The sequence below is a fragment of the Paenibacillus sp. FSL P2-0322 genome (genome assembly GCF_037975315.1).
Classification (GTDB): domain Bacteria; phylum Bacillota; class Bacilli; order Paenibacillales; family Paenibacillaceae; genus Paenibacillus; species Paenibacillus polymyxa_B.
The window spans coordinates 1,068,561-1,082,921 of the sequence record NZ_CP150243.1 but is presented as its reverse complement, the minus strand read 5'-3'; the positions used below and the strand labels follow the sequence as shown (position 1 = coordinate 1,082,921).

Here is a 14,361-nt window from a genome sequence, read left to right as displayed (position 1 = left end):
GGTGTTCTGACCCGTTGAACCATTAGCAGACTAATCATCCAGAGTACCTACACTGCTGACCAGCAGCGGAATGCTGGATGGATGCCACCGCTTGCGGCGGGCAGGCACGTCCATTCGAATATACCGATCACACCATAGGAGCAAGAACAACGCAAAACGCAAGCGGGCTATTGAGCCAGAACAAGCAATGATTTGCCCTTATTCTGCAATCGACTTTTCGAAATGATGTTCCATCTGAAAAAGATACTCCAGGTACAACCGGACGACATCACGTGTGGTCCCCCCAAAGGGGAAGACATGGTGGGTCAGGTCCGGCAATGCGTTGACTTCCAAAATGCCTCCCTGATCTCCTGTCAGCGGCTGGCGGATATTCTCACAACGGATATCAATGCCAGCCACATCAATCCGGAGGGCTCCTGCGGCCTCAATTGCCATTTGTGCATTGTCAGGAAGAATCGCTTCCGTACAGTCCATATAAAATTCACTGATGTTCCCGGCGGCCGAATTGCGAAGATCATATAGCTCGATCTCCCTTCCTGCCGCAGGTACCTCCTCCAGTGTGATTCCCTGTCCAAGCAGAACCTTTCGCAAAGGCTCTGCGTCTTCATTAATCTTGGGAAAGGCCTCGAACTTCCCTATACTGGTATGCTGGATTCGCTGCTGATTCAACATTCGAATCAACGCCCGGATGGTTGAGGTGCCGTCTCCTTCTACATAGACAGGTCGATACTCATTTACTGCCGCCACTTCCCCGTTAATGACCAGTACCCTGTAATCCACACCCGTTACGAATTGCTGCAGCATGATGCTGTTACTATGGGTACCCGCCCGGGCAATAGCCGCTTCCAGTTCCTCGTTTGTTCGAACGTCCAGTGTCACACCTGCACTGCCGCTTGCGTCCAGCGGCTTCACTACAACGGAACGATGCAGTTTCAGAAACTGCGTTGCCTTGTCACCCATTGCCTCGATAACGATAAACGGCGGCACAGGCATTCCCCGCTCATGCAGTAGCATATTACAAACCTGCTTGTTCTTGGCGAGCAGTCCAGCGATCAAGGGTAGACGATGCGATCTGGTTTTATTAATGACTCTGCGCTTATCCCCATAGGATAATTCCAAAAAATCTTCACATTCTGCGAGAAGTGGCTCGCAGGTCATTCCCATTTCTCTTGCTTTGCTTATGATGAGTCGGTTTTGCAGATTATGAATTCCTTTCGGAAACAATGAAAATCCTCCCCGACCGAATGAAGGCGTTCGCTCCTGGTTGTGCTTTCATCGGATTGATTTGATGGAAATAATATTGATAATGATTATCAGTTTCAAACAAAATCTATTTTATGGCAATTTCAGTCACCTTGTCAATAATAAGCTTTTTAGGAAAAATAAGATGGTTTTTGCAGGGAGAGAATCCCCAAATGAAGGAGTGTTCATGGAACAATGGGCACAACAAATAAGGCAAGCTCTGAATTTCGTTATGTCATAAGCTTGCCTGTGCTATTCGCTGTATTGAGATGCAATGAAGTATAGGCTGGGGATGTGGATGATGATCATCGGCATTAATGCTTTAATTTGGGGCAGGTTGGGCAGTAATCTTCTGGATCATCTGCAGCGAGATAATAGAAACAACAGGTTTTGCGCACACGAATGGGTGTATCTGAGACAGCTGTTGCCCGCTTGGGCGTGTTAAACTGCTTGAGCGGATTACGGGATTCACCAAAGAGATGTGCAGGTGCATCACGAATTAGATAATGGAAGTCCTCTTCGACACGCTGCTTTTCTTCAGGCGTGGCTCCTTCAGCAAACTTGTTCTCATAGAGCCAGTATACGTAAATGGCCGTGTTCTCCCACAGGACTGAACGTGAAACCCGCGTTGCCTTGGACAGCGATTGCCACACCTTGGCCAGATTACCGGCGAACATCTGTTCAATCACCTGATCTCTCCATACGCCACGCTGATCCGCCTCCGGTGAGGTCGTCTGCCAATTAGTCAGACGAGCCTTGGGGAGCCATGCCTCCCCCTGATAACTGGATTCGATCGTGCCGTTGGCAATCTCATAATTTAGGCCTTTGTTGAAGCGTGACATGGCATAGAGACCCGAAGCCAAAATCAAGTAAGCATACCGTTTAGCAAAGAGAGATACAGTAGCCGTTTCAGAATCCGTCTCAAAGATGCTACTCACCCCTTGCAAATAGTTCAGGCTTTTGGACGGGTCCAGCAAGTCCGTAAATGGCATCGAAAATGTACGATCTGTCGAAGGCTCCCAGGTCAAACGGTATTCGGCAGCCAAGGCCTGCATCTCTTGATCATCAAGCCAAGTGGCTGTAGCGTGTGGTTTCATTTAACTTCCTTCCCTTCCCGTGCGGAATGCACATTGGTGTGCCAAACAGCGGATCAACCGCAATGTCGCACTCCATCTGGAAGACCGTGCGGACCATGTCCTGCGTAACAATGTCTTCCGGTTTTCCTTCCGCGTAGATGGACTTGTTGTGGACAGCCACGATATGGTGAGCATAGCGACACGCAAGATTCAGATCATGAAGAACCATCACTATGGTGCGCCCCTCCCGTTCATTCAAATCGAACAGCAGATCCAGAATATCAATCTGATGGGTCATATCCAGATAAGTCGTTGGTTCATCCAGCAGCAAGGTCTCTGTTCCCTGTGCGAGTGTCATCGCAATCCAGGCACGCTGGCGTTGTCCGCCGGATAATGCGTCCACGGGCCGATCAGCCAGAGCAGTCAGATGTGTGGATTCCAGCGCGAGCCTGACCATGCGTTCGTCCACACCTGACCACTGTTTCAGCCAGGTCTGGTGTGGGTACCGTCCTTGCCGAACTAGTTGGTTCACTGTCAGTCCCTCTGGAGCAGAAGGGCCTTGCGGCAGAATGGACATACGTCTTGAAATTTCCTTGGTAGGCAACTTCGCAATCTCCTCGCCATCCAGCAGCACCGAGCCTGAACTGGACTTCAGCAGTCGCGCCATCGTTCGCAGCAAGGTGGACTTTCCGCAACCGTTGCTGCCAATCAGGACAGTAGTTTTCCCCTTGGGAATAGTCAGGTTCAGATTCTCAATAATAGGCTCTGCGCCATAGGCGATCGTAAGGTCCTTGGCTTCCAGAATACTCACAGCATTCTCCTCCTCAAAACTGATTTCGATTCTTGAACAACAGATACAGGAAAAACGGTGCTCCTACCCCGGCGGTAAATACCCCTGCCGGAACATCGAGCGGCAGAAATACTGTACGGGCAATCAGATCAGCAGCAAATACAAGCAGGGCACCGACCAGTCCCGAAACGATGAGCATGCTGCCAAACATACGCCCTACCAGCTTCCGGGCAATATGCGGCGCAATCAGACCGACAAAACCAATCGTCCCCGCGACAGCTACAGCACCCCCGGCCAGCAGTACACTGCACAGTAGCAGTGCTGAACGATGACGCTGTACAGTGACCCCCAGCCCGGTGGCTAGATCATCCCCGAATTCCTGTGCGTTCAGACTACGGGCAAACCAGATCGCCAACGGAAGCACGATTACAATCACCGGGATGATCGTTCTGACATCGGTCCACGATGCGCCATACACACTCCCCGTCAGCCAGATATACGCCTGACCAGCCGTATAGAATGGACTAAGAATCAGCATGAAGGTCGTCCCGGCCCCCGTAATGGCTGACACTCCGATTCCGATCAACACCAGTCGAATCGGGCTTACTCCTTTTTTCCAGGCAAGAAGATATATGATGATTGTGGTAATCATCGCGCCCATAATGGCAAACAGCGGCAACAGCTTGATACTGATGGTTCCACCCAGCAGGGTGACAAAACCTACAGCGGCAACGGCAGCTCCTCCCGTTATCCCGATCACATCCGGTGAAGCGAGCGGATTACGAATAATCCCCTGCAATAGGGCACCGGACATGCCTAGTGCTGCACCAACAAGCAACGATAACAGCACACGCGGCAGCCTTAGCGTCAACACGACAAAGTCATGATCGCCTGCGCCCAGACCGAAAATCGTCTGCAGCACATTCAGCGGAGATATGAAATCATTACCCACACTAGTTCCTAGAATGGATGCAATCAATACCAAAACCATACAGATTCCGATGATGAACAGCGATTTGCGCTCCATTTGCAAGGATAACGTATCTTTCTTATTGCGAAAAGTAATCATCTTCCTCATATCTTCGTCCCCCCCTTGCGGGCAATATAGACGAAGAAGGGACCACCAATGAGCGCTGTCATAACGCCAAGCGGAACCTCCTGCGGCATGATGATCAGCCGTGCAACAACATCCGCCGCCAATAACAAAATGGCGCCGCCCAGAATGCAGTAGGGAACAAGCCAGCGGTAGTCGTTGCCAACAAACGCCCGCATGATATGCGGTACAACTAATCCTACCAGACCAATCGAACCGGCCACCGCAACAGAACCACCGGCTAGCAATACCGTAACGACTCCCATAAGTAGCTTAACCAGTAGCACGTTCTGTCCCATGCCTTTGGCGATATCATCACCGGTCAGGAGCAGATTGATCGCCCGGCCCATAAACAGGGATACCACAATGGCAACCGTCATATATGGCAGTACAGGATACAGCATGTCGAGTGTCCGACCGCTCACTGAACCTGCAAGCCAGAACAACACGTCCTGTAATCCCGTTCCATCCAGCACCAGGATTGCCTGCGTGAACGAAGCAAAAAGTGCAGAGATGGCGGTACCCGCCAGCACAATCTTGATGGGAGTCAGACCATCACGACCGATGGACCCAAGCGCGTACACAATCACTGTTGCAATGGTTGCCCCAGCAAAACCAAACCACATCATCGTACTGAGCGAGGACACCGACAGCACCACGATGGCAATAACGATAAAAAAGATGGCGCCCGCATTGATCCCAAACACACTTGGTGAAGCGAGCGGATTACGAGTTAGCGCTTGCATGAGTCCTCCCGCCACCGCCAAACTTGCACCAACAACAGCGGCAATAATTGTGCGTGGTAAACGTTCTGTCAGAAGTACGACATGCTCCACTGAGCTTTCGTCATAGTGTTGTAGTGCATCCACTGCTATTTGAAATGTTATGTGTGTGCGTCCCAGTATCATGCTGGCTACACAGGCGAGTAATAGTAAAATGAATAAGCCGGATAGTCCATACATCTTCGTACTTGCCTTCGTAAAAAGGGGAAACATATTCTCACTCTTTCATTCGTGAAATGCAAAAAGACCTGCCTGCCCATACACTTCGTATACGATGTCCTGGTGCATGGCAGGTCTTGCTCCCATTAATTCAGATTGAACTGCTTGTATAGGTCGTCCAGCATCATGTTGGCCGATGTGTATCCGCCTCCCATGTTCCAGGCCACTTCATCAACCTGTACCAGCTGGTTATTCTTTACCGCATCGAGATTTTTCCAGAGCGGACTGCTGGTCCAATCCTTATAATTTTTCTCAATAGCTTCTGTTTCCGTACCTGAATTGAAGTTGAAGATCATATCTGCGTTCATATCCGGGATGTTCTCTTTCGAAGTCAACTCCACACCCCAGGTGTCTTCATCATGTCCAGGCGGTCTGGTAAATCCAAGCTCTTTCAAAATTTTCCCGGCGTATCCCATATAGAAAATGCGAACCTGATCGGCTCTGAAATTCGTAATAGTCGCTTCAATGGGAAGACGGTCACCCATTTTGCCTTTGAAATCCGCTACCCTTGCATCCCAATCGGCAAGCAACTTGTCCGACTGTTCCTTCATATTCATCGCTTCACCAGCCGTCTTTACCGTCTCTTTCCAGTCAAACAACGTCTCGGTAACTACCGTTGGAGCAATCTGGGACAGTTGATCATAGATATCCTCATGTCTTGTTTTGGTGGCAATGATTAGATCCGGCTTCAACTTGTTGATCTCTTCCAGATTCGGCTGTGATTCCTGACCTACCTGCGTCACGCCATCCAGATCCGCTTTCAAATATTTATATACGGGTTGCTGAACCCAGGATTCCACAACACCCGTTGGCTTCACACCAAGTGCAACAACAACATCATTGGCACCCTGAAACAAGGTTACAATCCTCTTCGGAGTTCCCTTAATTGTCGTTTCACCCATGGCATGTTTGATAACTCTGGTCTGCTCGTCCGCACCACTGCCTACTGTATTGCTCTTATTACCACTTGCAGACTTGCTTGAAGGGTCAGTTGTCCCTGTAGTTCCACCCGAGGCACAACCAGCCAGCACCGATATCATCAGAATAAGTGCTATATAAATATGTAGCTTTTTTGTCAATCCAAACATGTAGTTCAACTCCCCCTTCTCATCCTAATTGATATTAAAAATCATTATCAATTGTATTGTAATTCAGTTGAGTACATTGTTCAAGCATATTGATACTGCTGTGGAAGAACTCCCCGTGCCTCTAGTTTCATGTTGAAAATCTCCTTGTACAGTAAAGGCTTGGATGAATACAAAATGCTCAGTATACAAAAAGGTGTAACCCTCCATAGTTGTTGGGTTACACCTTTATAAGAATTTATGACCTGTCTTCAAAAGACAGCGATCGCGGACAAACATACCGATTAAGGTGTATGCCTGCCTACATATTGATAAGTACCTTTCGGGTATACAATCCACTCATCCTGCTGATTAAAAACGGGTGAGCCACATGATATACCTTGTCTACGAACAAATGTCCCCCCTTGAGGAAACAATTGATTCTGCGAATGAGGCTCTCCAATCACATCTACCACAGTTTCATGATACTTCAGTACATATGCGACCGTATTAAATTCACTTGGGTTGTAGAAATGACCCTCTTGATTAAAATAGGCAACATTCGTGACATCCATGAAATCGTAAAAGATGCTGTTTATGATCAGATACGGAATTACTGGATTAACCGGATATAGCGCTATGCTGGATACGTTCATGCGGTTCGTGTTTTTCATGAATTGGTGAACCTCCAGCTCATATCCTTCTATTTTATGAGAGAAGTCACATTCTCGGTTGTAAAACAATTGCAGCACGATGCGACCGTCTCCACCATCGACATATTGTGAAAAAAACAAAAGAAATGCCTCCTGTGGTTCCTGATGAACCTGAAATATAGTCGCTCTGCCAGCAACTCCTACGACCTACTTAAGCTGGACTCTTAAAAAATTCTCGAGGGGACAGGAGTCTCCTTGGTGCTGCAAAGCATACCGTTTATGGTGTATGAGTGCCGACATATTGATAGGTCCCTTTCGGAAACGCATTCCACTCATCTGGCTGATTATAGGCAGACGATCCGTAGGATATTCCTGGCTTGCGGACGAACGTTCCTCCTTGCGGTGCAAATTGCTCATGCGAATTTGGATTTCCTAATACATCTACCACTTGTCCTTGGTATTTTAAAACATATGCAACGGTATTAAATTCGCTCGGGTTGTAGAAATCGCCCTCATCATTGAAATACCAAGCATTCGTAATATCCATGAAATCATAAAAGATACTGTCGATGATTATATATGGCATGGCAGGATAAAGCGGATTAATCGGTAAAGTGGTAACTTTCATTTGGTTTGTTTTCTTCATCCATTGATGAAACTCAAGTGAGTAACCGTCTGCCCGATGGGAAGGGTCTCCATTCCCGTTATAATGCAATTGCAAAACAATTCTTCCATCCCCGCCATCCACATATTGCGAGAAATATACAGCAGGCGCTTGCTGTGGTTCCTGTTGGACCTGAAACACAGCAGCCCTTCCATCTGCTCCTACTACCCATACCAGTAAAGGTTCGGGGGAAAGGGGGATGGAGGTGCCCATGAGTTCTACAGGACCGAGGAATGTCGATGATGGTGTTCCTCTATATACCAGGAATTTAGATTGTCCTGGGAAATAACTGGACAGATCCACGGTTCTGTGCGGCAAGCCATATTTAACCCCAATCGGAGTGATACCGCCGGAAACCAGCTCCGCGTTGCGTGTATTCAACGTGTATTGAACTGAGCCACCCCGATCATCCGCAGCCGTAATAGTAATTTCAGCAAGGCCGCTGCCTGTACCCGAAGCCAGTGATAAAATGCTGCCATTAAGCGATGCACTCACCAACGTCGGATCACTGGAGCTGACTGTAAATCGCAGCTCATCCCCATCCTCGTCATAGAACAGTTGTTGCAGATCATAATCCCTTTGCTGTGTAACTCCGGGAGTCAATACCTGCTCGTTTATAGCCGCTATGACTTGAGGAGCTTGATTAAGCTGAGGCATGCTGACGGTAACCGGGAACGTCGCTCCCTCTGCACGTCCGTACTGATCATACACACTGAGTGTTACACTTGTGGTTCCTACACTCACTGGGTTTAGCTGTAGTTTCTGACCATTCATATGGGCCGTAGCAATTCCTGGATCATACGTGTCTGCTGTCACTGACAGGGATGCTAGATCCCAGTTCAACAGGAACGGCGAGAGATCCAGTTCTGATGCAGCATCTCCCAATTGAAGCAACTGCTCAGGAATTGCTGTAATAACTGCATTTTCCAATAGATGGACCTGTAGGTCTGTGCTAATCTCTCCGCCTCTATCGTCTTTAGCCGTGATGGTAATCACGGTATTGCCGCTAGTCAGCCCATGAATGACAAGCTGTTCATTTTGAACTGTAGCAGCTGCCACGGCTGGATCAGACGAACTGATTTCATAACGAATCGGATCATGATCCGGGTCGGCAAAGATAGTGGACAGATCCACGGTTCCGTCAGCCTTGCCTAAAATCAGATGTACCGCGTCTGGTACACGGGTTACCACCGGGCTACTGTTCGGTATAGGCAAAACCGTTACAATCAAGGTAACTGTATCTGTTCCACCCTTGCTGTCGTCTGCCGTCAGGGTAATACTTACACTCCCCGCTTGCAGCGACTGCAAAGATAGCTGATCGCTCGTTATGGCAGTCTGCACGATAGAAGCATCCGAACTGGTCGCTGTGAACACCAGCGGGTCACCATCTACATCCGTAAATATCGTGGAAAGATCCAGCGTCGTATTCGGCTGACCCAATGTGACGGTTAGCGGTTGAGGGTCTTGTCCATGCGGAGCATGGTTAGGAGTGCCCTGAACCGTTAGCTTGAATTCAATCTGCTTTTGGCCTGTGCTGCCATCTTCTCCTTGCTGTCCGTCATTGGCAGTGACATGAACGATCGTACTGCCCGCGCGAAGCGGACTCAAACGCAATTCATCTCCTGTAAGCACCACCGACGCTACAGCAGGATTATCAACAGTAACCTGATACGTTAAGCTAGCATTTTCCGGGTCCTGAACATAGTCGTTCAAATGCAGTACCGAGTCGGACTGTCCCACAGTAAGCGCCTGATCTGGTATATCTGCAGATACAGGATTGCCATTCACGATAATTTTGAAGGTAGACGACACCCTTTTTCCCCGTCCATCATTAGCCGATACACTGATGGATGCTTTTCCGACACTGACCGGCGTAAGCTTTAATGTATTGCCCGATACGGACGCCCGTACGATGCCGGATTGAAGAGAAGCTGCCGAGAAGGTCAAGATATCCCCATCAGGATCGGTAAAGAATTGGCGTAAATCATACAATTGTTCACCAGCGCTTTCTGTAATTACACGCTCTACAGAAGCATTCACGACTTCCGGTGAACGGTTAGCGCTGCTAGATGAACCGGATGAGCTTCCAGAAGATGAGGACGTACCTGTTACACTTGCCACAGCTAGACCCGTAACAGCGTTGGAAGCTACTCCTGTACCCAGTGTGACCGCAGATACCTGTACATTTCCACTCACATTCACCCTTGCTGCCGGGTTGCTGACTTGAATATTTTCAATACTACCTGTATTTTTCAATTCCAAGGCACCCGTCCCTGTGACGGTCAGCTGCTGGATCGTGCTATTACCTGTCATTTCGACGGACTGGCTGCCATTTACCTGAACGGTCTGAACCGTTCCCTGAAGATTGACTTTGTTCGCCCCTTCATTAACATTCAGCTGCGGCAAGGATGCATCGACGCTAACCTCAATGCTTGCGTTGGATTGCACGTTCATGACTGTCGCGCTTGCGGTACCACTGAGTACAACGTGAACGTCCGGTTTTGTGACATCCATTTGTGTCAACGTTGAGCTATCAAATACAACTGTATTGTTATCTCCGCCGTTAATATGGGTCTGTCCCTGTACCTGTACATCCTGTGCATAAAAATCCTGCTGCACCCGGGCATCCACCGTTAACTGCTGTTCCACTTTCAAATGCAGCACCGATGTAAAATCCCCGGCAATCACCAAATCTCCGTTTAACGTAGAGCCGTGTCCGTCCAGCACAACGTTGCCGCTGAACTCCGCTTCGCCGTCACGAGCCGAAGTCCCACTGCTACGAAGCTCCAGCCAAGTGACCTTATCCACCGTCCGGCCTATGGCATGGAAACGGATGCCTGCGTTGCGCAGCGCGGCCTGATTATCCGCGTGAAAAATGCCGCGCAGCGGCTCTGCAACGTCATAAGCGATGCCATTGATCCGTATCTGCTTGCCGTCCATTTCCTGGAGCTGCGAAGCACGCTCCTGTGGAAACAAAGCAGATACGAGCAGGCTGGCCGCATCTACGCGGCTTACCGAGTCTTTGGCGTGCAGATTTCCGCCAAATTCACTCATCAGCCCGTCATTCAGCGCCGCCCGAATCATCGGGGTCGCCCACGGGCTGGCGTCCTTCCACGCCGTCGGCAGCGTCTGCGCCGACGGCGAGTCGGTTGTGCTGGCGGGCGTGCCCGCAGACGTACCCGTCCCAGCGGACCTGACCAACAGCGCGACCAGTTCTTGGGCGCTGATCAGGTCATTCGGACGGAAGTGTCCGTTGGCGTCGCCTTGCATCAGCCCGGCCTTACGGGCTGCCTCTATAGCCGGGCGCCCCCAGCTATCGGCGGGCACGTCCGTGAAGGAGGCAGCGCCGTCCAAGTTGCCCGTCGGAAGCTGCAACGCTTTGACTAGCAGCACGGCTAGCTCCTGACGTGTGAGCTTCTGCTCAGGTCTGAGCGTTCCGGCGGGATCGCCTTGGATAATCCCGAGTTCACGGGCTTTTTGTAGTTGTTCCAATTGCTGTGCTGTAAGCTTCTGTACATCCGTCCAGGTGGCAGTATTGTTCCGTGTGGACCCCTTGGATACGGAAGCCGTATCTATCACGGTAGCTTGCTCTGCTCCGGCAGGAAACGAGGGGGTCAGCAGCAGCAAAGCAGCTGCCAGCTGAGCGGTTAACTTCTTATTTTTCATGGTGCAATTCTCTCCCCACCGATAAATGTAATCATGTATTTAAAATCATAGGATACGTATGTTTTACGGCCGAGGACGACCGATAAAGACTCCTAAATTAACAGGGTAGTTCGTCCCCTCAACATTCCATTCACCAGATTGATAATGGTCTGGATTACCAATGACCGTACCGCTATTCCGTCCCAATGCCTGCCCTTGACCAATAACTGCGATATCTATAAGCGTGTTGTTATAATACAGCTTAAGCGTAACAGGTTCCGAATTGTTATTTTGTAACTGCAGGAAGGTAAAATACCACTCCTCCGATACGAATGAACTCAGATCATCCGCAATAACAAATGTTTGCCCAGGCATAATTACATCTCCGTCATTGGCATTTATAATAATCGGGTCTGGTTGGTCGGATCGCTCAATCCATATTCTATTTTTCTCCAACGGTCTGTTGGTAGGGTTATACAATTCAATCGCCTGGTCCAGATAATCCGGTTCGCCTTGCCACACGACTTCGGAAATGAACAAGTCTCTTTTCTCAACAATCACTGGAATCGTAAAAGATGTCGTTTCACCCCGATTATCATTTGCTGTAATCGTAAGGAACGTCAGACCATTACGCAAAGGTTGTATGAAAAGTGCATTCCCTTCTACCTGCCCCCCTGCCACCAATGGATCAGAAGACACCACAGTATAGGTCAGCGTGTCTCCATCCTCATCAGAGAACATATCATTCAGCTGCAATATTTGCTGACCATCTCCCGGGTCCAAATATTGAGGTTCAGGCACACGGGTCACTACCGGACGATGATTTACTGGTTGAGGAGCTTCAACTTGCAGCATAAATGAAGTGAAAGAAACGCCCCCACGTCCATCATTCGCCGTAATTCCAATCATCGTAATACCAGCATTATGCAGTGTTACAAATGAATCTTCTCCATTCTCCGCCACACTGCCTACTAGGGGGTTGGAGGAAGTTATGGTATACGTCAAGGTGTCGCCATCCTGATCCATAAATAACGAGCCCGGATACAGCATCAGCTTGTCCTGCAACACATTAGCAACTACGATAGGTAAATGAGGTAAAGCCACAGGTATGTGATTCTCAGGCTGCGGATCAGGCAAAGGCGCATTCACCATAGCAGCAAACTGAAGTGAGGCTGTACCTCCCTTGCCGTCATGGGCTGTTATCGTCATTAGACTAATGCCGGCTTGAAGCGGCGTAAGCATAAGCTGATCGCCTGTTACTTCTCCTGTGGCCACTTCTGGCGAAGCCGATTCCACCGTGTAGGTCAGTGCATCGCCATCCTCATCGTTAAACAAGTCAGACAGGCTAATCTGCTTGCCACCTTCATTTAAGAGCAAAGGAATGTCATTTAGGCTGTTGCTCGCGACAGGACTGTGATTAATGTCCTCCTCATAAGTAGAGCTGGTCACTGTATAGCTGAAAAACACGCTCGCTTTACCGCCTTTTCCATCCTCTGCCGTAACAAATACCTGCGTGCTTCCTACTGATTTAGGTTTTAGTGTAAGCTGTTGATTTGCCACTTCTGCTTCTGCTACGTATACATCCGAAGTGACCGCATGGTACGACAGTTCATCCTGATCGGCATCGTAAAACACATTTTTCAAATCCACTAGCGTATCTCCAGAACCCAAAATGGCATACTGATCGGCAGGAACGATAGCTGAGACAGGTACATGATTAGATGTTGGCGTTGGATTCGTTGTAGAACTGCCACCGCCACCACCAGATGAACTTTTTTTAGTGCTTGTTGAGGATGTATCCGAAGATGCACCCAACGTGGTATCACGTATAATTTGAGTCTCTGTTCCCCGCTCCGCAAGACGGGTCTGTACAGTCTGTATCCCATTGGCGAGACGTACCTGTGTATCGGCAAAATTCAGTTTAAGCTGCTGCCATACACCACTTCCCTGAATCTGAATAGGCTCATGCGTATCCACGATCATTTCGTTTACGTCTGCATGAATCTCTACATTTTTGGCACCCTGCATCAAGGTTACCTGAGGTAACGTATCACCTTGAATACGCACATAATCCGCTGCAATAGCTAACTTGCCTTTAAATTCTGTCCCTTTGCTATACAAAGTCACCGGTTGTTGGGCTGTACCACTTTGCACAATTTGAAGTGCTGACAGATCAGCTACGTTTCGGTTCGATGCCTGATAGGTCAGGGTAGCCCCTTGAAGCGCCGGCACATTGTCTGCTCCGAACAGTTGCTTCAATTGCTGGCCGATCAAATAGGGCTTTCCATCCATATAGGCGATATCCCCGTCGATACGAGATAGGATTCCCGTCCGTTCACCCGATTGGAATACATTCACCAAAAAGGCTGCGATATCCTGACGTTTTACCTGTACTTTAGAGTCAAACCGATTATCCGGCGTATCCATTAATCCCAGTTTGAGAGCTGCCTCTACGTTGCTTTTGGCCCATGCGCTCACCTGATCCCCATCAGAAATGTCCTGAACATCTCCGCCTTGAACATGGGTTCCTCCAATCGCTCTCACCAGAATGGCTGCCAATTCCTCACGACTCACTGCAGCATCCGGACGGAAAGCACCTGATTCATCTCCGGTCATTAGACCTGCCGCACGTACAGCTTCTATATAAGAAGCTGCCCAACTCCCCTGCGTATCCTTAAAAGTTACTGCTTTCTCCGTTGCGTCAAGCTTAAGTGCATTAGCCAGCAAAGCTGCCATTTCCTTACGCGTTAACGGTTGATCTGGACGGAAAGAACCATCTGGATAACCCGTGATCAGTCCTTGCTTCACAGCCTCCTGTACCGCCTGTAATGCCTGGGATGACATAGTGGACTGATCTGTAAAAGATACTGTACTGGCTTTAGTCACAATCGCTGACGTCTCCCCTTTCGTTTCCGCATGAACAAGCTGGGGCCCCCATGCCATACCTGCCAGCAACGTCACCATCAGCACTTTTTGCCATTCTTTATTTGTTTCTTGATTCATCAGACTCTCCCCCGTGAACGGTTCATTCTTGTTATTAGTGAAAAGATCTTATCATCCGCCTCTGAACCAATTCTGAACAATATTAAAATTTTATCTTTTTCACAGTCTGGACTTTGTAGCAAATGAAAAA

Annotated in this window: 10 protein-coding genes; all 10 read right to left on the bottom strand. The window is 49.0% G+C overall.

Going from position 1 to position 14,361, the window contains the following annotated elements:
* Positions 1-30: 30 nt before the first annotated feature.
* The 10 genes from MKY24_RS04900 to MKY24_RS04855 all read right to left on the bottom strand — a co-directional run bounded on the left by MKY24_RS04900 (position 31) and on the right by MKY24_RS04855 (position 14,231).
* Positions 31-162: a hypothetical protein gene (locus MKY24_RS04900; protein WP_256703678.1), complete on the bottom strand. Its 132-nt coding sequence runs from the start codon at positions 160-162 to the stop codon at positions 31-33.
* A 36-nt stretch (positions 163-198) separates the two neighbouring features.
* Entirely contained in the window at positions 199-1,224 is a 1,026-nt protein-coding gene (locus MKY24_RS04895; RefSeq protein WP_023987178.1) for an ATP-grasp domain-containing protein, read from the bottom strand.
* 332 nt (positions 1,225-1,556) lie between these two features.
* On the bottom strand, positions 1,557-2,339 hold the full coding sequence (locus tag MKY24_RS04890) for an IucA/IucC family C-terminal-domain containing protein (RefSeq protein ID WP_053324715.1): 783 nt from the start codon (positions 2,337-2,339) through the stop codon (positions 1,557-1,559).
* Positions 2,308-3,129: an ABC transporter ATP-binding protein gene (locus tag MKY24_RS04885; protein WP_339201502.1), complete on the bottom strand. Its 822-nt coding sequence runs from the start codon at positions 3,127-3,129 to the stop codon at positions 2,308-2,310. Before MKY24_RS04885 ends, MKY24_RS04890 begins: the two co-directional genes overlap by 32 nt.
* Positions 3,130-3,142: 13 nt before the next feature.
* Complete coding sequence (locus MKY24_RS04880; RefSeq protein WP_023987174.1) at positions 3,143-4,186, bottom strand: iron ABC transporter permease; 1,044 nt, start codon at positions 4,184-4,186, stop codon at positions 3,143-3,145.
* Positions 4,183-5,163, bottom strand: a complete 981-nt coding sequence (locus tag MKY24_RS04875) for an iron ABC transporter permease (protein ID WP_231517218.1) — start codon at positions 5,161-5,163, stop codon at positions 4,183-4,185. The genes MKY24_RS04880 and MKY24_RS04875 overlap by 4 nt, the downstream gene beginning before the upstream one ends.
* A 125-nt stretch (positions 5,164-5,288) precedes the next feature.
* Positions 5,289-6,290: an iron-siderophore ABC transporter substrate-binding protein gene (locus tag MKY24_RS04870; RefSeq protein ID WP_028542061.1), complete on the bottom strand. Its 1,002-nt coding sequence runs from the start codon at positions 6,288-6,290 to the stop codon at positions 5,289-5,291.
* 281 nt (positions 6,291-6,571) lie between these two features.
* Positions 6,572-7,060 (bottom strand): hypothetical protein, encoded by a 489-nt coding sequence (locus tag MKY24_RS04865; protein ID WP_023987171.1) that lies wholly within the window; start codon positions 7,058-7,060, stop codon positions 6,572-6,574.
* Between the two features lie 136 nt (positions 7,061-7,196).
* Complete coding sequence (locus MKY24_RS04860) at positions 7,197-11,249, bottom strand: S-layer homology domain-containing protein (RefSeq protein ID WP_339201501.1); 4,053 nt, start codon at positions 11,247-11,249, stop codon at positions 7,197-7,199.
* Positions 11,250-11,312: 63 nt separating this feature from the next.
* Positions 11,313-14,231: an S-layer homology domain-containing protein gene (locus MKY24_RS04855; RefSeq protein WP_339201500.1), complete on the bottom strand. Its 2,919-nt coding sequence runs from the start codon at positions 14,229-14,231 to the stop codon at positions 11,313-11,315.
* Between the last annotated feature and the right edge of the window lie 130 nt (positions 14,232-14,361).